General features: G+C 66.3%; 18 protein-coding genes and 1 pseudogene. 8 read left to right on the forward strand and 11 right to left on the reverse strand.

What is annotated here, in order from left to right:
- Window positions 1–4: 4 nt before the first annotated feature.
- Both I6F09_RS27615 and I6F09_RS27620 read right to left on the reverse strand, forming a co-directional pair.
- Window positions 5–1,705 (reverse strand): efflux RND transporter periplasmic adaptor subunit, encoded by a 1,701-nt coding sequence (locus I6F09_RS27615; RefSeq protein WP_225189516.1) that lies wholly within the window; start codon window positions 1,703–1,705, stop codon window positions 5–7.
- Between the two features lie 51 nt (window positions 1,706–1,756).
- On the reverse strand, window positions 1,757–2,140 hold the full coding sequence (locus I6F09_RS27620) for a hypothetical protein (protein WP_225114470.1): 384 nt from the start codon (window positions 2,138–2,140) through the stop codon (window positions 1,757–1,759).
- 257 nt (window positions 2,141–2,397) lie between these two features.
- On the opposite strand from I6F09_RS27620, the gene I6F09_RS27625 reads away from it, so the two are divergent.
- A complete protein-coding gene (locus I6F09_RS27625; RefSeq protein WP_128263021.1) occupies window positions 2,398–3,447 on the forward strand; it encodes a hypothetical protein in 1,050 nt (349 codons plus the stop codon).
- A gap of 103 nt (window positions 3,448–3,550) precedes the next feature.
- Window positions 3,551–3,754 (forward strand): DUF2158 domain-containing protein, encoded by a 204-nt coding sequence (locus I6F09_RS27630; RefSeq protein WP_036024831.1) that lies wholly within the window; start codon window positions 3,551–3,553, stop codon window positions 3,752–3,754.
- Window positions 3,755–3,818: 64 nt separating this feature from the next.
- On the opposite strand, the gene I6F09_RS27635 is transcribed toward I6F09_RS27630, so the two are convergent.
- The 7 genes and pseudogenes from I6F09_RS27635 to I6F09_RS27665 form a co-directional block, all read right to left on the reverse strand.
- On the reverse strand, window positions 3,819–4,172 hold the full coding sequence (locus tag I6F09_RS27635) for a cupin domain-containing protein (RefSeq protein WP_036024830.1): 354 nt from the start codon (window positions 4,170–4,172) through the stop codon (window positions 3,819–3,821).
- 333 nt (window positions 4,173–4,505) lie between these two features.
- Window positions 4,506–5,351, reverse strand: a complete 846-nt coding sequence (locus I6F09_RS27640; RefSeq protein ID WP_225143179.1) for an outer membrane beta-barrel protein — start codon at window positions 5,349–5,351, stop codon at window positions 4,506–4,508.
- A gap of 211 nt (window positions 5,352–5,562) precedes the next feature.
- A pseudogene (locus I6F09_RS37765) lies at window positions 5,563–5,683 on the reverse strand (sulfite exporter TauE/SafE family protein); the annotation flags it as partial.
- A gap of 64 nt (window positions 5,684–5,747) precedes the next feature.
- Window positions 5,748–7,004 carry a CCA tRNA nucleotidyltransferase gene (locus tag I6F09_RS27650; protein ID WP_225189517.1) on the reverse strand — a complete coding sequence of 419 codons (1,257 nt, stop codon included), beginning with the start codon at window positions 7,002–7,004 and terminating at the stop codon, window positions 5,748–5,750.
- 10 nt (window positions 7,005–7,014) lie between these two features.
- The gene (locus I6F09_RS27655) at window positions 7,015–7,278 is read right to left on the reverse strand and encodes a DUF6111 family protein (RefSeq protein WP_036013774.1); all 264 of its coding nucleotides are present in this window, start codon (window positions 7,276–7,278) and stop codon (window positions 7,015–7,017) included.
- Window positions 7,275–7,946: a CoA pyrophosphatase gene (locus I6F09_RS27660; protein ID WP_036024826.1), complete on the reverse strand. Its 672-nt coding sequence runs from the start codon at window positions 7,944–7,946 to the stop codon at window positions 7,275–7,277. The genes I6F09_RS27655 and I6F09_RS27660 overlap by 4 nt, the downstream gene beginning before the upstream one ends.
- Window positions 7,947–7,948: 2 nt before the next feature.
- Window positions 7,949–8,560 carry a DUF1285 domain-containing protein gene (locus I6F09_RS27665; protein ID WP_225189518.1) on the reverse strand — a complete coding sequence of 204 codons (612 nt, stop codon included), beginning with the start codon at window positions 8,558–8,560 and terminating at the stop codon, window positions 7,949–7,951.
- 268 nt (window positions 8,561–8,828) lie between these two features.
- Between I6F09_RS27665 and I6F09_RS27670 the strand changes: the two genes are divergently transcribed.
- From I6F09_RS27670 to I6F09_RS27695, 6 genes are all read left to right on the forward strand, one after another.
- Window positions 8,829–9,827 (forward strand): MoxR family ATPase, encoded by a 999-nt coding sequence (locus I6F09_RS27670; protein ID WP_025038173.1) that lies wholly within the window; start codon window positions 8,829–8,831, stop codon window positions 9,825–9,827.
- On the forward strand, window positions 9,827–10,771 hold the full coding sequence (locus tag I6F09_RS27675; RefSeq protein ID WP_225189519.1) for a DUF58 domain-containing protein: 945 nt from the start codon (window positions 9,827–9,829) through the stop codon (window positions 10,769–10,771). Before I6F09_RS27670 ends, I6F09_RS27675 begins: the two co-directional genes overlap by 1 nt.
- On the forward strand, window positions 10,768–13,578 hold the full coding sequence (locus I6F09_RS27680) for a DUF4159 domain-containing protein (RefSeq protein WP_225189520.1): 2,811 nt from the start codon (window positions 10,768–10,770) through the stop codon (window positions 13,576–13,578). The genes I6F09_RS27675 and I6F09_RS27680 overlap by 4 nt, the downstream gene beginning before the upstream one ends.
- Window positions 13,579–13,585: 7 nt before the next feature.
- A complete protein-coding gene (locus I6F09_RS27685; RefSeq protein WP_225114475.1) occupies window positions 13,586–15,649 on the forward strand; it encodes a hypothetical protein in 2,064 nt (687 codons plus the stop codon).
- 143 nt (window positions 15,650–15,792) lie between these two features.
- On the forward strand, window positions 15,793–16,200 hold the full coding sequence (locus I6F09_RS27690; protein ID WP_225143343.1) for a DUF2946 domain-containing protein: 408 nt from the start codon (window positions 15,793–15,795) through the stop codon (window positions 16,198–16,200).
- A 144-nt stretch (window positions 16,201–16,344) separates the two neighbouring features.
- Complete coding sequence (locus I6F09_RS27695) at window positions 16,345–18,735, forward strand: TonB-dependent receptor (RefSeq protein WP_225189521.1); 2,391 nt, start codon at window positions 16,345–16,347, stop codon at window positions 18,733–18,735.
- A 315-nt stretch (window positions 18,736–19,050) separates the two neighbouring features.
- On the opposite strand, the gene I6F09_RS27700 is transcribed toward I6F09_RS27695, so the two are convergent.
- Window positions 19,051–19,566, reverse strand: coding sequence for an N-acetyltransferase (locus I6F09_RS27700; RefSeq protein ID WP_057026259.1), 516 nt, complete (start codon window positions 19,564–19,566; stop codon window positions 19,051–19,053).
- Window positions 19,567–19,658: 92 nt separating this feature from the next.
- A complete protein-coding gene (locus I6F09_RS27705; protein ID WP_036013795.1) occupies window positions 19,659–20,600 on the reverse strand; it encodes a glycosyltransferase family 2 protein in 942 nt (313 codons plus the stop codon).
- Window positions 20,601–20,621: the final 21 nt, after the last annotated feature.

Raw genomic sequence — 20,621 nt, forward strand, 5'->3', positions numbered from 1 at the left:
TCGGCTACCGGATCTGGTTGATGAGGTCGGTGCCGCGCACGACGACATGTTCGCCTTCGTTGACACCGGCGGCCACAATCACGCGGGCTGCGTCCACCGGCACCACGCGAACCGGCCTCGGCTCGAAGCGCTCGGGCTCTGTGTGCAGCCAAACGATATTCTCACCGTTGCCGCTTCGAACGACGGCATTGCGCGGCACGACCAGGCCAGACACGGGCGCTCCGGCCTGGACCATCACATTCAACGGCTGACCGATGTTGAGACCTGCTGGTGGCTCCGGAATGGCGAACTGAACCACGGACGCATGCTGGCGCAGCGCCCGGCTCGTCCCGACGAAGCTCAGCGCAATCTGCTGCCCGTTCGGAGCCATTGCCGTTGCGGCTTCAGGCTGCTTCAAGCCGATTTCGTCATAGGCGAGCGCCTCGACCCAAAGACTGCTTGGGTCCGCGATCTGAAACAGGACGTCTTGGGGCTGTATGACCTGGCCCGGCGCGACCTTGGCTGCGGTGATGATGCCATCGGTCGATGCCCGCAGCTCCTCGAAGCCGGTGCGAGAATTGCGAACGGTCTCGCGGCGCGCCCGCAGACCCTCCAATTCGCTTTCGAGGTCGTTGACCTGCCCTTGCGGCACCGCGCCGCGTTCGGCCAGCGGCCGGAGACGCCGCAGCTTGTTGTCCGTGATCGCCATCAGCTGTTCGATCTCGCCGACCTTCTCGAGGATCGTCGTGCGGTCGGCGATTGGCAGATGCGGCTCGATCCGGATGAGCAGATCGCCCTTGCGGACGGTTTGCCCAATGCGGGGGATGCCGTCATCGCCGGGAACCACGCGGCCGCCGTAGATGCTCTGCACGATGCTGCTGCGGTTGGGGTCGGCCATGACACGGCCGATCAGGGTGACGGCGGGATGAATCGTCTGCGGCTCGGCTGCAGCGGTGCGTACCTCGAGCAGACGCTGCGTCGGCTTGGCCGCGAAGACGGTGCCGTCTTGCAGACGGCGCGGGGCATCGCTCAGCGCGGGAACATCAGGCGGATTTGGTTGCGTTGCATTGGTCCGGCCCTCGCCGAACATGACGGAGGCGAGAATGACGAAAGCCCCCGCCAACATCGCGGACATCGAGGCCGCCATGAAGCGGCCACGCCGCTTCCAATAGGCGAAGAGACCGCCGAAGCCCAAAGCGGCGAGCACGGACGCGGCGATGGCGGCTCGGGTCGAGAGAAGCCAGCCGGGCTCGTGCTTGTGCTCTGCGGGCCGGGCCTCTGCACGCGGTATGAACGAGTCGACCAGCAGATCATTTCCCCTGCTAGCGTTGATCGAGAAGATCACCTCGACCGATCCGGACGGTGTGCCGTTCGGAATCGCGGCGGTGTAGACGCCGTCCTCCTGGCTCGAAGCCTCGATCGGGGCGGAATCGCCGATCGTGACCTGCAAGGCGGCGTCCGAGACCGGCTCGTTCGTCGCGGCATCATCGATGAAGACGGACAGCCTGCCGTCCTTCAGGATGCCGACGACTTCGTAGAGCTCGGAGCGTGCGGCAATCCTCGGATGGGCTGAGGACACGACCGCCGTCTTTTCGGCGTCGCCGTGATCGTGCCCCTCATGGCCAAAGGCGCCCGACAAGCCAAAGACCAGGCTCGCCAACCAAAAAGCGCCAGCCAGCCCAAGAGCTGCGAGCCGCCCTTTCGGGCAGCGCTGATTCATCAACATCGAAAGATCCTTCAGACATGCGAAAAAGCGGCGACCGAAGCGCCGCCGGGACTACGCGATGCTGAAGGTACTTGGTGGCCGGACGAGTCCGTCGGGGCGCACCCCGACAATGGCCCGCGCGAGCGGCAGGTCCATGGCGCCGAGCACGTCGAAGACGCTGAGCAGGTGAACGACCTGCGCTGAAGCGATCGAGGTGCCAAACATGTCCCAGGCCACGCCGGGAGTGCCGTCCTCATCGTGATCCGGCCCGTCATGGACGTGGCCTTCCGCGTCGTCGCCGGCGTGGGAATGCACGTGGCCGGCCAATTGATCGTGGAAATGCAGGGAACCGCTGAGCGTGACGGACGGCATCGGAATGGCGCCAACAGCCGCCTGCGCCTGCGAGACCGAGATCAGGGCCGCCTGAAGCACAAACGCGGATATCGCCACGAACATGGCCGTTCTGGCGAGTTGACGAAGATGGTGGCGGACACCGTGCGGCACGCCGAAAAACTAGGCGATGCCGACCGCGAATTCAAGGCGACGTTCGCATCGCGGGAGGTGGTCCAGACACCCTCCCCGTTCGATCGGGGAGCTACCGCCGCCCGACATCCGGCAGCCCGCCTGCCTTACTTGAAGTGAAATGCTTCACAAGCCGCAATCCGGGATTGCGGTAGCCTCGTGCCATGGGGCGTGGCGAGTTGGAGGCGACAATGGAGCAGGACCTTCCGAAGCAGGCAGCGCGCACGCGATCCCCGGTGAAGGCGGCGGGTATCTGGCAGAGAATTCAATCCTGGGACAGCCGCCTCTCGGTCACCAAGGGACTGACGGCCGTGACCCTGCTGACCGGCTTCCTGGGCGGATATTTCCAGTACCTGAATTCCTATGAACAGAAGGTCGGCGAGCAGGCCAAGGCGGACATGCAGAAGGCGACCGACACCTTCCTCGAGATCTCGGACGCCTTCGCCGACGTGCAGATCCAGCAGGAGACCATGCTGCGCGAGCAGTTCGGCTCGCTGAAGGCGCAGGCAAGCCCCGCTTTCATTCCGGTGGACTCCAAGACATTCGGCTCGTTCTCGGACTATTGGAAGGCGCGCACGTCGCTGCGGCGGAACGGCGCCATCTTTGCGCGCAAGGCGGAGATCTACATCGACTGGCCCAGCGACCTCGGGCGCGACCCGGCCGCAGAGCACACGCTCGACCAGGATCCCCTGACGGCAACGCTGCTCACCAAGTACAATTTCGATTGCGATTCCGACGCCAACCTTCCGCAGTTCAAGGGTGCGATCTTCAATGGCGCCGATCCGGGACGCCCCAGCGACGAACTGTGCAACGACCCGACGGCCAATGGGCTCAAATCCTACGTCAACCTCTGTGCCAGGCGGGCGGACGGCGAGATCGATGCGTTGCAGAAGGTCGTGACCATCAACTGGTGGAGCGCCAAGCACCACGTCCTGGTGATGCACCATTGCTTCGAGGTGCTCCGCGGCGGACCGAATGCGTTGCAAGCTCCGGCCTCCGGCAACGACGTGCCGAACGATCGCAAGCTCGACAAACCACGCGACAGCAATGAGCACAGGCTGCAGCTTCAGGCCCGCCGGCTGGACGCGTTCATGACGCTGACCATGGCGCAGCTGGATCGCATCAGGGTGCGATACCGCCCCACCGGCTTCTTCTGCCATGTTCCGCTCGCGCGCGATGCCATCGGCTATTTCAGCAACCAGTGCCTGCCGAACCAGCCGGTCACGAGCGAGCGCAGCTGAGTCGTAGCGCGGAGACACCTTCCGGCGCCGGCAGCCGGCGTGATCGGCCTGTCATGACGGCCTGTTAGCGTCGGCCGCGTCGATCAACCCGAAAGGACAATCCATGGATCTGAAGGCCGGCGATGTCGTGATGCTGAAATCCGGCGGTCAGCCGCTGACCGTCGCGGAGGTGAAGGAGAACGAGGCGCTGTGCCTGTGGATGGGCATGGAAGGCGACCTGTTCCGCGAGACGCTGCCGCTCGCCGTGCTCGTGCAGGTGGAAGAAGACGACGAGGACGATGAAGACGAAGATGATGACGAGGAGTAGGCACTTCTCGGCCTACATTCTCGTGAGAGCCGAGCGCTTCCCTTGATGACGGGCGCGGGGTTGATCAGACGAGGATACGAGGCGCCGCCGTGGCCTTGTCTCCGGAATTCGGCGTCCCCGTCGGTTCGATCAAGAGGATGTGCACTTCCCCACGCGCCACCGGCCGGTGCTCAACGCCCTTCGGCACGACAAAAACCTCGCCGGGGTTGAGGGTGACCGTGCGGTCCCGCAGCTCGATGTCCAGCGTCCCGCTGAGCACGAGAAAAAAGTCGTCCGTGTCCTCGTGCTTGTGCCAATGAAACGGCCCCTCGAGCTTGGCCACCATGATGTCGTTGTCGTTATAGGTCGCCACCGTGCGCGGGGAGAAGCGATCGGTAAACGTTGCGAGCTTCTCGGCGAGATTGGCGGGGGCTTTCATCGCGTTTCCTCAGGTGAAGACATCCAGCCCGAATATGGTGACGGGCTACCCTCCTGGAAGGGATAGCGCGACCCAATTTGGGAACACGAGACTGCGATGTGGCGGAATGTGCTTCTACGCGACCCGCGCGCAGGATTGGCGGCGAACGTGCGTTCAATCGCCCGGCCCAGGGAGCTGCACTATCAGGAGGTGTCGCTGTCGCTCGCGGGCTGGCCGGATTATCGGCTGTCGATCTGCTCGCCGCACCGGCGATGCGCAAATGACGACCTGGATCGAGGCGATGGGCTTCGCAAGAGCTCAACCCATCCTTGCTACGAGCTGATGCCGATCGGATCAGAACCGATAGTTGATGCCGCCCTTGGCTGTATGAAGCTGAACCTCGGTGTCCGTGAAGGACGCTCCGGGGAATGCAAGAGCATTGCCGTTCGACTTTCCGAGATTGATGTAGATGTACTCGGCCTTGAACGTCCAGCGCGGGTCGAAAGCCCATTCAATGCCGCCACCCGCGGAGAAGCCGACCTGGACGTCGGACGATGACGCGCTTCGCGTCAGGGCCGGGAAGAAGCCGTTGAAATTGGCGATATTCGGCGTGGCGAGATTGGAGGTGAAGATGCTGTTCTTGACGTGGCCCCAGGCGAAGCCACCGGTACCGTAGATCAGCACATTGTTCGCCGCGTATCCGAGACGTCCGCGGATCGTGCCGAAGACATCGATTTCCTGCTTGAGATTGAACACGCCGGTGAAGGCGCCATTGTCGCCGCCGATCGTTCCGGTGACGCTGAAGGGGCGGCTCGCCGTTTCCCTGATGGCAGCGCCGCTGACATCCGCTTCCAGACCATACACGAACGTGCCGGACTGCCAGTTATAGCCGATTTGGCCGCCGCCGAATCCGCCCTTGGGGCTCACATCCAGGGTGAACGGCCCAGTGCCACCCGTGACGACATAGCCGGGCACCGTCCCGGTTGCGAGCGCGCCGGGATCGAAGGTCGCCGTCGGATCGCTCCAGCCATAACCGCCATGCACGCCGGCGTAAAAACCGGTCCAGCTGAATGCGACCGGCGCGGGCGGCGCCTTGGTGTAGGCCCTGGCAAGATCGGCCGCGGAGGCGGCGTGGGAGAGACACACAGCCGAGGCCAGAAGGGCAGCAGAGACGATGGATTTGGAGACAATGGATTTCATGACTTCCCTCGAACGCTGTGCGCGTGACAAGGCGGCACCGCTTGAGCCAAGGTATAGAGGTGGTCTCGCAATATTGCTGTAGCGTCGGCGACACAGCGTGGAACTGCGGAACACGGTTTGTGCGCGCGAAGTTCGCCTGACGCGACGCCGCCAGATTTTCGCGACATCAGATGCTCCTCAGACGCCAAGAACGCCATTTCAGCCGGCGTCGTTAGACCACGAGCTGCCTCGCCGCTGCCGAGATCATCACCAGCCCGCCGGTGATCACGGCGGCATCGAGGATCGCGGTGCGGATGTGCACCGGCATCGACGAAGGCCTTGGCGAAGAACGCCGGGCACGGCCATACCGAAGCAGAAGCTGCAGAAGCGAGATATCGGCGAAGCCCGAGACGATGGTCAATCTTTCTGGTCGCCTCTGATGCGGGCCACGGCTTGATCGGCGAGCGTAGCGAGCGCGGCTTCTTCCAGCGGGAAATCCGCTGCGAGCCAAGCGTCTTCAGCGAGCGCCAACACATGGCCGAGCGCAGGTCCTTCGGCGAGACCGCGGGCGATGAAGTCGGCGGCCTTCAGCGGAAATTTCGGCGCGGTCCAGCGCTGCGGCAGCTCGGCAAGCGCGCGCCAGCGTATCGAGGTGACGTCGCCGCCGTTGCGTGCCCAGCCAAGCAATACGCGATCGTGATAGCTCTCGGGCCCGAGCCGGTACAGCAAGCGCCGTGCATTGGCTTCGTCCTTGGTGGCGAGGCGCCACCAGCGGTGCCCCATCGAATCCAGCGCCTTGGCCTCGGCATTGGAGAGCCGCAGGCGCACGGCGAGGCGCTTGGCGTCTTCGGTGACGGCGACCGAGAGCGCGGCCAGGCGCCGCGTGCTGCTGGGGCTGAGGCCGAGCTCGCGCTCGATCGCGATCATCGTGTCCAGGGGACCCGTATAGACGACGCCGCCAGTCAACGCCTGCAGCAATCCGCCCTCGGCCATGGCTCGCACGGCCGCAGCCGCACCACCGGCGACCAGCAGCTTGAGCATCTCCATGCGCACCCGCTCCGCCGACAGGCTGGCCAGGCCCGCGCGTCGGCGGATGCAGGCGAGATAGCCGTCCGGGTCGGGATCGCCGGCGCCGAAGGCGGCATGGATGCGGAAGAAGCGCAGGATGCGTAAGTAATCCTCGGCGATGCGCTGGTCGGGATCGCCGATGAAGCGCACGCGCCGCGCTTTGGCGTCGTTGATGCCGCCGACATAATCGTAAACCACACCGCGTGCATCGACCGACAGGCCGTTCATGGTGAAGTCGCGCCGCTCGGCATCCTTCACCCAGTCGCGGCCGAACGCGACCTTGGCCTTGCGGCCGAAGGTCTCGGTGTCCTCGCGCAGCGTCGTGACTTCATAGGGGTGGGCATCGATCACCAGCGTGACCGTGCCGTGGTCGATGCCGGTCGGCACGCTCTTGATGCCGGCAGCCTTGGCCCGCCGAATCACCTCGTCGGGCAGCGCCGTGGTCGCGATGTCGATGTCACCCGGCGCAAGGCCGAGCAGCGCGTTGCGCACGGCGCCGCCGACCACCCGCGCCTCCTCGCCATCGGTGCCGAGCAGCGCCAGGACGCGCGCGGTGCCGCCTGCGGTCAGCCAGGGCGCATCGGCGAGTAAAGGCTCCGCGCTCATGGACCCGCCCCTACTTTTCCGTGCCCGGCACGAGCTTGCCGTCCTCGATATGGGCGGGGACGTAGGTCGAATCCGGCGGCGCGCCGGAGAACTCCGCCAAGCCGATGAGGCCCGCGATGACCAGCACGATCGCCACCAGCGCAAGACGCGCGACGATCGCGACCGGCCATGAGGAGCGTGCGAACACACCGGACCGCGTCGCCGCCAGGAACAGCGCATAGACGGCAAAGGGGATGAGGAAGATTCCGATCTCGGTCAGAACCGTCCGGATCATGACGAATAGATCCGCTCATACAGCACACGCAGCATGCCCGCCGTCGCCCCCCAGATGTAGCGTTCCGCGAACGGCATCGCGTAGTAGGACCGCGGCGTGCCGCGGAATTCCTTGCTGTGCACCTGGTGGTTCACCGGATTCATCAGGAAGGATAGCGGCACCTCGAACGCATCATCAACCTCGGAATGGTTGATGCTGAGCGAAAAGCCGGGCCTGACCTTCGCCACCGTCGGCAGGATGCGGAAGCCGAAGGCGGTGCCGTAGAGATCGAGATAGCCGAGCGGCTCGACGAAGTCGCGTGCCAGCCCGACCTCCTCCTCGGCCTCGCGCAGCGCCGCATCGAGCGGCGAGGCATCGATCGCGTCGATCTTGCCGCCGGGAAAGGCGATCTGGCCGGCATGGTCGTTGAGGTGCGCCGAGCGCTGCGTCAGCAGGATGGTGGGCTCGGGATGATCGACCACCGCGATCAGGACCGCTGCCGGGCGCACCGGCTGCTCGCGCGCGATGATCTCGAGCATCTTGTCGGTGCCGGGATCGCCCGAGGCGGGGATGATGTTGGGATCATAGAGGCCGGGCGGCACGTCGAAGCCGAGCCTCGCCTTGGAGCGGGCGAAGAAATCCGCAGCGCCAAGCGCGACCGGCTCGTTCGTCAGGATAGGGTTGTTCAAATTCAAAGCGCCGCCCTCACCTGCTCCGCATCGGCCATGGCGAAGAACTCGCCGGCCGACTCGACACCGAACATCGGCTGGCCATCGACCATCCGCTCCTCGCCCATGTCAACCAGATCGTAATAGAGCGCGCGCGTCACCTTGGCCCAGAGGTCCGCGCGGACGTGCAGATAGGGCGTCAGCCCGCCATCCTCCGCCTGCTCGAAGCGCAGCCGGTGCGCCGCGTCGCAGGTGACCCAGTCGTCGACATTGGTGCGGAAGTGCAGCACGCGATGGCTGCCCTCGCCGTCCTTCTGCATCTCGACCGCCATGAACGGCGCATCGTCGACGCGGATACCGACCTTCTCCACCGGCGTGACCAGGAAATGCTTGTCGCCCTCGCGCTTGAGAATGGTCGAAAACAGCCGCACCAGGGCGGGACGCCCGATTGGCGTCCCCATGTAGAACCAAGTACCATCGAAGGCGATTCGGATGTCGAGATCGCCGCAAAACGGCGGATTCCACAGATGCACCGGAGGCAGGCCCTTCTTGGCGCCTTCGGCATTGGCAGCGCTTTTGGCGGCGGCAGTCAGTCCCTCGAGACCCCGATCGGCGCTCTGCCCTTGGTTCGCCATGGTTTGCCCTGACTTTGTGATTGGCACGATTGGTGCAGGTCTACGTTGTACTTAGGTGCGCGGTTCCATCCGGAATAGCCCGGTGTGGAGGTCGCCACTTCGTGATGCCGTACATACCCCGAAGCCGATAAGGTGGGGATAGGTTAATTCAACGAATACATGGCTTTCCTGCAAGTCTAGCATGGGGCCCATGATCTGGCGTGATGACCTGACGTGACAGGCTGACGATGCAAGCAAGCCGCGTTGCACAGGCTGAAGGAGCAAGCGAATGGCGGAGAGTGTCGAGAAACTCGAGGACGGGATCGTCCGTTCGGCCGAGCAGGTGTCGAGCCAGGTTCGCGCGGCCAAGGACGCGATCGCCTCGGTCATCTTCGGCCAGGATCGCGTGATCGAGAACACGCTGGTCACCATCCTCTCCGGCGGCCATGCGCTCCTGATCGGCGTGCCGGGCCTTGCCAAGACCAAGCTGGTCGAGACGCTCGGCGTCACGCTCGGTCTCGACGCCAAGCGCATCCAGTTCACGCCCGATTTGATGCCTTCCGACATTCTCGGCGCCGAAGTGCTGGACGAGAGCACCGCGGGAAGGCGCGCCTTCCGCTTCATTGCCGGTCCCGTGTTCGCGCAGCTCCTGATGGCCGACGAGATCAACCGCGCCAGCCCGCGCACGCAATCGGCGTTGTTGCAAGCGATGCAGGAGCAGCACATCACCGTCGCCGGCGCGCGTCACGATCTGCCGAAACCCTTCCACGTGCTCGCGACGCAGAACCCGCTGGAGCAGGAAGGCACCTATCCGCTGCCCGAAGCCCAGCTCGACCGCTTCCTGATGGAGATCGACGTCGACTACCCCGACCGCGATGCCGAGCGCCGCATCCTGTTTGAAACCACGGGCGCGGAGGAGACGCTGGCCAAGGGCGCGATGACGCCGGATGCGCTGATCACCGCGCAGCGCCTGATCCGGCGCCTGCCGGTCGGCGATTCCGTGGTGGAAGCAATTCTCTCGCTGGTGCGCTCGGCCCGCCCGGGTCCGGACGCCGGCGAAGCCGGCAAGTTCATTGCCTGGGGCCCCGGCCCGCGCGCCAGCCAATCCCTGATGCTGGCGGTGCGCGCGCGTGCGCTGATCGACGGCCGCCTCGCACCCTCGATCGACGACGTGCTCGACCTTGCCGAGCCCGTGCTGAAGCACCGCATGGCGTTGACGTTCCAGGCGCGCGCCGAAGGCCGCACGATTCCGGACGTGATCCGGCAATTGAAGACACGGATCGGTTGATGGCAGCGGAGAACGGGCGGGCAGCGAAGGAGATATTGGCGATCCGACGTGCAGATGGCGAAAGCCGCACGCTCGCCGCTTCGTTGCCGCGCTTGGTGCTCGAGGCCCGCCGCATCGCCGCCAACGTCATCCACGGCCTGCATGGACGGCGCCGCGCCGGCTCGGGCGAAAACTTCTGGCAGTACCGCCGCTTCGTCTCGGGCGAACCGTCGCAGAACGTCGACTGGCGCCGCTCGGCGCGCGACGACCATCTGTACGTGCGCGAGCTGGAATGGGAAGCCTCGCACACGGTCTGGATCTGGCCGGACCGCTCGCCCTCGATGGCGTTCGCCTCGAAGACCGCGCGCGTGTCCAAGCTCGAGCGGACACTGATCGTCGCCTTCGCACTGGCCGAGCTGCTTGTCGCCGGCGGCGAGCGCGTCGGCATTCCCGGGCTGATGGCGCCGACCGCAAGCCGCAGCGTCATCGACAGGATGGCGCAGGCGATGCTGCATGACGATGCAGACCGACTGAGCCTGCCGCCATCCTTCGTTCCGGCGGCGCTGGCCGAGATCATCGTGCTGTCGGATTTCTGGTCGCCGATCGCCGAGATCAGGACGACGCTCGCCGGGCTGTCCAGCTCCGGCGCGCATGGCACGATGGTGCAGGTGGTCGATCCTGCCGAGGAATCGTTCCCCTATTCCGGCCGCGTCGAGTTCGTCGAGCCCGAAGGCTTCGGCGTGATCACCGCCGGCCGCGCCGAGAGCTGGGCGCAGGACTACACCGCGCGCCTCGCGCTGCACCGCGACCAGATCCGTGCCGAGACCAACAAGCTTGACTGGCTGTTCACGACGCACGCGACCGACCGCTCCGCCGCCGAGCTCTTGCTGTTCCTGCATGCGGGCATGCAGGTGAGCAAGTCCGGCGTACGCACCACGACGATCAAGGCGGGGCCGGCCGCATGATGGGATTGCCGCTCGCCTTCACGCAACCGCTGCTCCTGATCGGCCTCGTCAGCCTGCCCGTGCTGTGGTGGCTCCTGCGCGTGATGCCGCCGCGGCCGCGTCGCATCGAGTTTCCGCCGACGCGGCTGTTGTTCGACATCACGCCGCGCGAAGAGACGCCCTCACGGACGCCGTGGTGGCTGACCGCGCTTCGCCTGCTCGCCGCCGCGCTGGTGATCTTCGCCGCCGCCGGCCCGATCTGGAATCCGCAAACGGGCGTCGCCGGGAGCAAGGCGCCGCTGATGATCATGTTCGACGACGGCTGGAGCGCCGCATCGCACTGGGACGTCAGGATCAGGACCGCCGATGAGCTTATCGCCAATGCCGACAATGACGGCCGCGGCATCGCGCTGGTGCCGCTGTCCGAGCCGAACCGCGACATCACGCTGATGCCGGCGGGTGCGGCGCGCGTCGCGCTGCGGCAGCTGGCGCCAAAGCCCTATTCGATCGACCGCGTCGAGACGCTGGCCGCGGTCGACCGTTTCCTCAAGGTCACCGGCGACTGCGAGATCGCCTGGCTCTCGGACGGCGTCGACACCGGCCGCGGCGAGGACTTCGTGGCCGGCCTCGGCAAGACCATCGGCGACCGCAGCCTGACCGTGTTCGCAGGCGGCACCTCCTCGCCGCTGGCCCTGGTCGCCGCCGAGAACGCCGCAGCGAAGATGACGGTGAAGGTGCTGCGCACCGACAGCGGGATTGCGGTCGGCACGGTACGCGCGCTGGACCAGAAGGCGTCGCCGATCGGCGAAGCGCGCTATTCGTTCGGCCCGCAGGACAAGGAAACCGAGGCGGCGTTCGACCTGCCGGTCGAGCTGCGCAACGACATCACGCGGCTCGAAATCTCCGGCGAGCGCTCGGCCGGCGCGGTGCAGCTGCTCGACAAGCGTTGGCGCCGCCGCGCCATCGGCATCATCTCGGGCGCGACCAGCGAGACCGCGCAGCCACTGCTGGCGCCGACCTTCTATCTCACCCGCGCGCTGGCGCCGTTCGCCGACGTCCGGCTCGCCGACAAGGGCTCGCCGCAGCAGGGCATCACGCAGTTTCTCGACCAGAAGCTGCCGATGATCATCCTCGCCGATGTCGGCACCATCGCCCCCGAGCTGCGCGAACGCCTCAATGCCTGGGTCGACCAGGGCGGCGTGCTGGTGCGGTTCGCTGGGCCCCGGCTGGCACAGGCGGAGGACGACCTTGTGCCGGTCAAGCTGCGCAAGGGCGGCCGCACGCTCGGCGGCAGCCTGACCTGGGAGAAGCCGCAGCATCTCGCCTCCTTCGCCGTCGACGGCCCGTTCGCCGGCGTCGCGGTGCCCAAGGACGTCACCGTGAGCCGGCAGGTGCTGGCCGAGCCCGACGCCGTGCTCGCCACCAAGAGCTGGGCCTCGCTGGAAGACGGCACCCCGCTCGTCACCGGCGAACATCGCGGCAAGGGCCTCGTCAGCCTGTTCCACGTCAGCGCCGACATGCGCTGGTCTGACTTACCGATGTCGGGCACGTTCGTCGAAATGTTGCGGCGGGTGGTCGACATGTCCGGCTACACCGCAAAGCCCGGCGCTGGCGTTGCCGGCGAAGCAACCACTGAGACCGTGGCGCCGCTGCACATCCTCGACGGATTTGGCGCGTTTGGTCCGCCGCCCGCGACGGCCAAGCCGCTTCCTGCGGATTACCGCGACCGCGCCACATCAGATCATCCGCCCGGCTTCTACGGCCCGGCAGAAGGACCGCTCGCCGTGAACACGCTTGCCAGCGCCGACCGCATCGCCGCCCTGAACACCGCGAGCCTGCGCGCCCGGCACGCCACCTACACCAATGCCGAGCCGCGCGATTTGCGCGGCTGGCTGCTGTCGACGGCGCTCGCGCTGTTCCTGATCGACGCCATCATCATCGCGGTGCTCGGCGGCGGCATTGCCGCGCTGCTGCGCCGCCGCGCCGCGCCCGCGATGATCGTGCTCGCCCTGCTCGCGGGATTCGCGGCGCTCTCGCCGGCGCCGTCGCGCGCCGACGGCGTCACGGACGAGTTCGCGATGAAGTCGGTGTCGCAGACCCGCCTCGCCTATGTCGTCACGGGCAATGCGGATGTCGATTCCATCGTCAAGGCGGGAATGAACGGGCTGACGCTGTTCCTGGCCCAGCGCACGGCGCTCGAGGCCGGTGATCCCGTCGGCGTCGATCCCGCGCGCGACGAGCTCGCGTTCTTCCCGCTGATCTACTGGCCGATCGTGCCGGGCGCGCCGAAGCCGCCGCAGGACGCCATCAACAAGATCGACGTCTACATGAAGCAGGGCGGCACCGTGCTGTTCGACACCCGCGACGCGATCGAGGCGCCGCCCGGCGCCAACGGCGCGGCGCAGACGCCGGCGATGCAGACGCTGCGCGAGATCCTGTCCTCGCTCGACGTGCCCGAGCTCGAGCCCGTGCCGCGCGAGCACGTGCTGACCAAGACCTTTTATCTGCTGCGCGACTTCCCCGGCCGCTTCACCGCCGGCCAGACCTGGGTCGAGACCTTGCCGCGCGAAGACGACGATGAGAGCGCGCAGCGGCCGGCGCGCGGCGGCGACGGCGTCTCGCCGATCATCATCACCTCGAACGACCTGGCCGGCGCCTGGGCGGTGCGGCCCGACGGACAGGCCATGCTGCCGGTGACCGGCGGCGACCCCCGCCAGCGCGAATTCGCCTACCGCGCCGGCGCCAACATCGTGATGTACACGCTGACCGGCAACTACAAGGCCGACCAGGTCCACGCTCCGGCGCTGATCGAACGGCTGGGGCAATAGGATCGACATGAACTACGGCATCGCGTTCACACCGCTTGTTCCTACCATCGTGCTGTGGCTCGCGCTCGCCGCGATCGTCATTGTCGCGCTCGTGCTGCTGCTGGCGCGCGCGCGCGGCGCCGCGGTGCGGGTGGCCGCGCTGGCGCTGTTCCTGCTGGCGCTTTCCAATCCCTCCTTCACCCGCGAGGACCGCGATCCCCTCACCTCGGTCGCCGCTGTCGTCGTCGACAAGAGCCCGAGCCAGAACTTCGGCAACCGCAATCGCGAAGCTGCGCAAGCGCAGGAGGCGCTGGTCGACAGCCTGAAGAAGATCAAGGGCCTCGAGGTCCGCGTCGTCGAGGCCGGACAGGCCGACGGCGAGACCGACGGCACCAAGCTGTTCGGCGCGCTGGCCTCGGCCTTGGCGGACGTCCCGGTCGACCGCGTCGCCGGCGCGTTCCTGATCACCGACGGCCGCGTCCACGACATTCCCGCGAACGCCGCCGCGCTCGGCTTCCAGGCGCCGGTGCACGCGCTGGTCACGGGCCAGAAGGACGAGCGCGACCGCCGCATCGCGATCACCGCCGCGCCGCGCTTCGGTATCGTCGGGCAGAGCCAGACCATCTCCTACCGCCTCGACGACCAGGGTGTCACCGGCGAGCGCGCCAGGGTCACGGTCCGCCGCGACGGCGAGGTCATCAACGAGCGCACGCTCTCCAGCGGCCAGGCCGCGAGCGTCGACGTCGACATCAAGCATGCCGGGCCGAACATCGTCGAGATCGAGGCCTCGCCGCTGGAGCGCGAATTGACGCCGGTGAACAATCGCGCCGTCGTCGCCATCGACGGCGTGCGCGACAAGCTGCGCGTGCTGCTGGTCTCGGGCGAGCCGCATTCGGGCGAGCGCACCTGGCGCAACCTGCTCAAGTCCGACGCCAGCGTCGACCTCGTGCATTTCACCATTCTGCGCCCGCCGGAGAAGCAGGACGGCACGCCGATCAACGAATTGTCGCTGATCGCGTTTCCGACCCGCGAGCTGTTCCAGCAGAAGATCAACGAATTCCAGTTGATCATCTTCGACCGCTATGCCCGCCAGGGCGTGCTGCCGATCCCCTATTTCGAGAACATGGCGCGTTACGTGCGTGCAGGCGGCGCCGTGCTGGTCTCGGCCGGCCCCGACTATGCCTCGAACAGCAGCATCTGGCGCACGCCGCTCGATTCGGTGCTGCCGGCCGAACCGGTCGGCGTCACCGAGAAGCCGTTCTATGCGCATCTGTCCGACCTCGGCAAACGCCATCCCGTCACGCGCGGGCTGGAAGGCTCCGCCAGTGAGCCGCCGCGCTGGAGCCGGTTCTTCCGCACCGTCGATACCCGCAATGCGGTCAACCCGCCCGTCATGACCGGCGTCGACGGCAAGCCGCTGCTGTTCCTGTCGCGCTTCGGCGAGGGCCGCGTCGCGCTCCTGCTGTCCGACCACATCTGGCTGTGGGCGCGCGGCTATGAGGGCGGCGGTCCGCATCTCGACCTGCTGCGGCGGATGTCGCACTGGCTGATGAAGCAGCCTGATCTCGACGAGGAGGCGTTGCGCCTCCAGGTGCAGGGCAAGGACCTCGTCGTGGTGCGTCAGACCATGGCGGACAGCGTCCAGCCCGTTAGCGTGACATCGCCGTCGGGCGTGTCGCAGGATCTGACGCTGAGCGCCGGCGATCCCGGCGAGTGGCGCGCCAGCCTGCCGGCGAGCGAGCTCGGCCTGTGGCAGGCGACCGACGGCACGCTGAAAGCGCTGATCAATGTCGGCCCGACCAATCCGAAGGAATTTTCGGAAGTCACCTCCACGGTCGATACGTTGAAGCCGCTGACACAGGCGACGGGCGGCGATGCCGTGCGCGTGGCTACTAGCTCGAGCGTCGAGCTGCCGCGCATCCTGCCGGTGCGCTCGGTCGGCATGTTCCACGGCGACGGGTGGATGGGTGTGCGGATGCGCGATGCCAGCGTGGTCAAGGGCGTCGGCGTGCTGCCGATCTTCTCCGGCCTGATCGGCCTGCTGCTGCTGCTCGGCGCATTTGCGGCGACCTGGGTGCGCGAGGGGCGGTAGTTGCCCGAACGACACATCGGCTTGGCGGCTTGCATGCGCCGATCCCCCCGCCGTTGACATCGGTGAACCGGTCGGGCGATGTTATACTATAACATCGCGGCGTCCTGGGATTGACGCCTCGGTGTGGGGGTGGCGTTTTCCAGATGAAGTGGTTCCGGTCGAATAGCAGGCACGGCGCCCGGCTCGCGTTGTTCGCGATGCTGGTGCAGCTCGCGCTGACGTTCGGCCACAGCCATTGGTTCGCGCAGGCCGCGCCTTTTGCTCAATCATCGGTCCAGCACATCGAAGGCGGCGCCAAGGACGTTGCAGCAACCGACGGCGCCGCCGTCGAGAAGCAATCGCCCTCAAGTCCCGAGCGCGAGCATTCGCGCGACGAGAGTTGCGCCATCTGCGCCATCATTGCGATGGCGGGCACGATCGTGTCGGCGACGCCGCCCGTGCTGTTGCTGCCGCAGGCGATCGAGCTGCTCCGGCGCAGCCTCGACGCCGAGTTCGCTCATCTGACATCGGCCCGCACGGCGTTCCAGCCGCGCGCCCCTCCTGCGTCCTGACTCCAACGCTTGATCACACCCAGCCTCGCCGCACATCGGCAAGTGCCTGGGAGAAGTTGAAGTCGAATTCCGTCGCGTCGCGACGGCAGGCCGCCTCCGATCAGCAGAGCATCATCCGGACGGCGCCTGAGTGGAATCAGGACCATGTCATTTCAATTGCGACGCGCGCAGCGCCTTGGCGGAGCAAGCCTGCTCCTGCTCGGCGCCGCCGCTACATCCGCGTTCGCCCAAGACTCGGCACAACGACCGGCACAAGACAAATCGTCGACCGAGCTCCCCGCCATCACCGTAACGGCGCCGAGCCCGATCGTACGCAGAGCAGTGGTGCCGACCCGCAACGCAGGCCGAGGCACGCGGACCGCGCGGGTGCGCAGCCGCGAGCAGGCAGCTGAAGCGGCACCGGCAGCTCCCGTGCCCGCCGCGCCTCAGCAAGGCGTGCTGCCTGTTGTGACCGATCAGTTCGCGACCGTCACCGTGGTGCCGAACGAGGAGATTCGGCGCAACGGCGGCGGCACGCTCGGCGATCTCCTGTTCTCCAAGCCCGGCATCACCGGCTCTGAATACGCACCCGGCGCATCCAGCCGCCCGATCATTCGCGGGCTCGACACCAACCGGGTCGGCATTATCGAGAACGGAACAGGCAGCAACGGCGCGTCCGATCTCGGCGAGGATCACTTCGTGCCGATTGATCCGCTGGCAGCCACCCAGGTCGAGGTCATCCGCGGACCGGCGACGCTGCGCTACGGCTCCACCGCGATCGGTGGCGTGGTCAGCGCAACCAACAATCGAATTCCGGATGCCTTGCCGTCCTGCACGGCGCCCTTTCCGACTTACGGACTCCCGACCAAGGCGCCGCTGGCAAGCGTGGGATCGCCGGGCTGCATCACCGCGGAAACGCGGACGGCCGTAACTTCGGTCGATCGCGGGACCGAAGGTGCCGTGCTGCTCGATGCCGGCGGCGGCAACTTTGCCTTCCACGCCGATGCCTTTGGCCGCAAGGCCGGCGACTACAACATCCCGAGCTACCCGTTCCTGACGGACCCGACGCTGCCGTTCAACGGACGCCAGCCGAATTCGGCATCGCAGGCCTACGGCGGATCTGTCGGCGGCTCCTACATCTTCGACGGCGGCTACGTGGGCGCGGCAATCACGCAGCACAACGCGCTCTATCACATTCCCGGTATCGAGGGCAGCGAGTTCCTGACGCGGATCGACGGACGACAAACAAAGTTCACGACAAAAGGCGAGTATCGGCCGGATGCGGCGGCGATCGATGCGATCCGGTTCTGGGCCAGCGCCACCGACTATAAGCACGATGAGGTCGGGCTCGCCGACTCTGCCGACCTCGGCTCCCTCGGCGTGAGACAAACCTTCACCAACAAGGAACAGGAAGGCCGCGTCGAGGTGCAGCTTGCGCCGTTCGACGTCCGCTTCGCCGCGCTGACCACCGCTGTGGGCGTTCAGGCGTCGCACCAGAAGCTGACCGCGCCGAGCCCGGACGATCCAGGCAGCCCGGTCAACGGACTGTTCGATCCGAACAAGAACACAAAGGTCGCCGGGTACATCTTCAACGAGTTCAAGTTCAGCGAAGCCACCAAGGCTCAGATCGCCGGACGCGTCGAGAGCGCAAGGTTGAGCGGCACGGCGCCGGCCTTCGTCCCCGATGTGTTCGACCTCGCCGTCGATCCGGCCGCGATCGGCCCCGCAACGGCGGTCAACCGCAACTTCACGCCGGTGAGCGGGAGCATCGGCCTGATCCACAGCCTTCCTTGGGATCTGGTCGCCAGCATCACCGGCCAATATGTCGAACGCGCGCCGAAACCGGCGGAATTGTTTTCGCGCGGCGGCCACGATGCCACCACCACTTTCGACATAGGCAATCCCAATCTCGGCATCGAGACCGCCAAGTCGGTCGAGGCGGGACTGCGACGAGCGGTAGGACCGCTTCGCTTCGAAATCACCGGCTACTACACCAAGTTCAACGGTTTCATCTACCGGCGCCTGACCGGCAACACGTGTGAGGACGGCGTTTGCCAGCTTGGCGCTGGCCTCGAACTGAATCAGGCGGTCTATTCGCAGCGCGACGCGACATTCCGGGGCGGCGAATTCCAGTTCCAGTACGACGTGATGCCGGTCTGGAACGGGATCTGGGGCATCGAGGGTCAATACGACATCGTGCGCGCGACCTTCGACGACGGCACTAACGTGCCACGCATTCCGCCCCAGCGGCTGGGCGGTGGTGTGTACTATCGCGACGCCGAATGGTTTGCCCGGATCAACCTGCTGCACGCGTTCGCGCAAAACGACATCGCACCGATCGCGGAGACGCCGACGCCCGGCTACAACCTGCTAAGGGCCGAGGTCAGCTACAAAACGCAGCTCGATCAACGTTGGTTCGGCGCGCGCGAGATGCATGTCGGGCTCGTCGGCAACAACCTGTTGAACGAGAATATCCGCAATGCCGTCTCCTTCAATAAGGACCAGGTGCTGTTGCCCGGCATCGGCGTCAGGGCGTTCGCGAACTTCAAGTTCTAGGTAACGACACGCGCCGTCATTGCGAGGAGCCCTTGCGACGAAGCAATCCAGACCGCCTCCGCGGAAAGACTCAGGATTGCTTCGCTGAGCCTGTCATCGGGCCGCGCTTCGCGCAGACCCGGTGGCTCGCAATGACGGAGTATGACGCGCGCAGCCGCGCGTCTTCTCGACGGTCTCTTAGCCGGATGAGATACGAGCAGTGTCGTAGCCCGGATGGAGCGTAGCGTAATCCGGGGTTCTCTCGTTGCGGAAGACCTTCCCGGATTGCGCTGCGCTCCATCCGGGCTACGGCGTTTCCAACGACGCGCGCCGCTCCTATGTCCGCGCTTTGCTCCAGTCCGGGCCGACCGCGCCCGACACGCCCTCGAAGGCGCCGTCGACGAGCTCGAACACCAGGATGCGCGCGGCATCGACCGGGCCGGGCATGGTGACGCGGCCCTTGGCGACCTGCTTGAAGCCGACGCGGCCGTAATAGGGCTCGTCGCCGACCAGCAGCACGAGGCGGTGGCCTTTTTCCCTGGCGTCCTTCAGCGCGCGCTCCATCAACTGACGGCCGATGCCGCGATCGCGGAACGGCGGCTCGACGGTGAGCGGCCCGAGCAGCAGTGCCGGCGTTTGGCCGATCAGAATCGGCAATTGCCTGACGGAGCCGACCAGGAGCGTGCCGATACGGGCCGTGAAGGACAGTTCGAGCAGATGGTCGACGTGCTCGCGGATCCGGTAGGCGCTCAGCACGAAGCGGCCGGGGCCGAAGGTGCGTTCGTGCAGCCGCTCGATCGCCTGAGCGTCGCCGGCGGCTTCGGGAAGAATGGTCAGTGAGAGATCGTTCATGTCAATTCGCGGAGTAGCACTTGCGCCTGCGAAGGTCCATGGGCGGCGGCGGTGCCCCGTTTACCTCCCGGCGGGCGAAGTGCAAGCCTGGCTCAACCTGCGTTCCGTTTCGACGCCGGCTGGGACAGATAGGCCAGCATCTTCATCTCCCGCCGCCCTCGCGTCACCGTATCGAGCACGAGCCCTGACGACACCGACAGCAAGGCCATGATCATCAGGCCCATCGACAGCACGGCAGTGGGCAGGCGCGGCACGAGGCCGGTTTCGATGAAGGTGATCACGATCGGAATCGCGAAGATGATCGACGCCAGCGCCAGCAGGATTCCGATCACCGTGAAGAAGCGCAACGGCCGCTCGCTGCGATAGAGCTTCAGCATGGTGCCGAGGATGCGAAAGCCGTCGCGCCAGGTGTTGAGCTTGGAGAACGAGCCTTCGGGGCGCGCATAATAGGGCGTCTCGACCTCGGCAACCGGCAGCGACAATTCCAGCGCATAGACCGCAAGCTCGGTCTCGATCTCGAAGCCGTCGGAGAGGACGGGAAAGGATTTGACGAAGCGGCGCGAGAACACCCGGTAGCCGGACAGGAGGTCCTTGAAAGCGTGGCCGAAGGTGTCGGACAGGAAGCCGGTCAGCATGCGGTTGCCGGTGCGGTGGCCGAGCCGGTAGGCAGCCTGGACCTGATCGACGCGAAGCCCGACCACCATGTCGAGATGCTCGTCGAGCAGCTTGTCGATCATGATGGGTGCGCTCGGCGCATCGTAGGTGGCATCGCCATCGACCAGCACATAGACGTCGGCCTCGACGTCCGCGAACATGCGGCGCACGACGTGGCCCTTGCCCTGCCGGCGCTCGCTGCGCACGATCGCACCGGCTTCGCGCGCGACCGCGGCGGTCCGGTCGCGCGAATTGTTGTCGTAGACGTAGATCTCCGCCGCGGGCAGCGCCTTGCGGAAATCGGCAACGACGGTCGCGACCGCGGCCTCCTCGTTGTAGCAGGGCACCAGCACCGCGATACGAAGTTGCGTTGTGGTCATCAGGGCAGCACTCCGAGGCTT

It is taken from the genome of Bradyrhizobium sp. IC3195, assembly GCF_020193585.1.
GTDB classification, from domain to species: domain Bacteria; phylum Pseudomonadota; class Alphaproteobacteria; order Rhizobiales; family Xanthobacteraceae; genus Bradyrhizobium; species Bradyrhizobium yuanmingense.

What these genes read in the sequence shown, in the direction of transcription:
- I6F09_RS27655 (WP_036013774.1), bottom strand. Translation starts at nt 7,278, where the DNA reads ATGATCCGGACGGTTCTGACCGAGATCGGAATCTTCCTCATCCCCTTT.
- I6F09_RS27650 (WP_225189517.1), bottom strand. Translation starts at nt 7,004, where the DNA reads ATGAGCGCGGAGCCTTTACTCGCCGATGCGCCCTGGCTGACCGCAGGC.
- I6F09_RS27640 (WP_225143179.1), bottom strand. Translation starts at nt 5,351, where the DNA reads ATGAAATCCATTGTCTCCAAATCCATCGTCTCTGCTGCCCTTCTGGCC.
- I6F09_RS27675 (WP_225189519.1), top strand. Translation starts at nt 9,827, where the DNA reads ATGGCAGCGGAGAACGGGCGGGCAGCGAAGGAGATATTGGCGATCCGA.
- I6F09_RS27705 (WP_036013795.1), bottom strand. Translation starts at nt 20,600, where the DNA reads ATGACCACAACGCAACTTCGTATCGCGGTGCTGGTGCCCTGCTACAAC.
- I6F09_RS27700 (WP_057026259.1), bottom strand. Translation starts at nt 19,566, where the DNA reads ATGAACGATCTCTCACTGACCATTCTTCCCGAAGCCGCCGGCGACGCT.
- I6F09_RS27665 (WP_225189518.1), bottom strand. Translation starts at nt 8,560, where the DNA reads ATGGCGAACCAAGGGCAGAGCGCCGATCGGGGTCTCGAGGGACTGACT.
- I6F09_RS27685 (WP_225114475.1), top strand. Translation starts at nt 13,586, where the DNA reads ATGAACTACGGCATCGCGTTCACACCGCTTGTTCCTACCATCGTGCTG.
- I6F09_RS27635 (WP_036024830.1), bottom strand. Translation starts at nt 4,172, where the DNA reads ATGAAAGCCCCCGCCAATCTCGCCGAGAAGCTCGCAACGTTTACCGAT.
- I6F09_RS27695 (WP_225189521.1), top strand. Translation starts at nt 16,345, where the DNA reads ATGTCATTTCAATTGCGACGCGCGCAGCGCCTTGGCGGAGCAAGCCTG.
- I6F09_RS27630 (WP_036024831.1), top strand. Translation starts at nt 3,551, where the DNA reads ATGGATCTGAAGGCCGGCGATGTCGTGATGCTGAAATCCGGCGGTCAG.
- I6F09_RS27615 (WP_225189516.1), bottom strand. Translation starts at nt 1,705, where the DNA reads ATGTTGATGAATCAGCGCTGCCCGAAAGGGCGGCTCGCAGCTCTTGGG.
- I6F09_RS27670 (WP_025038173.1), top strand. Translation starts at nt 8,829, where the DNA reads ATGGCGGAGAGTGTCGAGAAACTCGAGGACGGGATCGTCCGTTCGGCC.
- I6F09_RS27625 (WP_128263021.1), top strand. Translation starts at nt 2,398, where the DNA reads ATGGAGCAGGACCTTCCGAAGCAGGCAGCGCGCACGCGATCCCCGGTG.
- I6F09_RS27620 (WP_225114470.1), bottom strand. Translation starts at nt 2,140, where the DNA reads ATGTTCGTGGCGATATCCGCGTTTGTGCTTCAGGCGGCCCTGATCTCG.
- I6F09_RS27680 (WP_225189520.1), top strand. Translation starts at nt 10,768, where the DNA reads ATGATGGGATTGCCGCTCGCCTTCACGCAACCGCTGCTCCTGATCGGC.
- I6F09_RS27690 (WP_225143343.1), top strand. Translation starts at nt 15,793, where the DNA reads ATGAAGTGGTTCCGGTCGAATAGCAGGCACGGCGCCCGGCTCGCGTTG.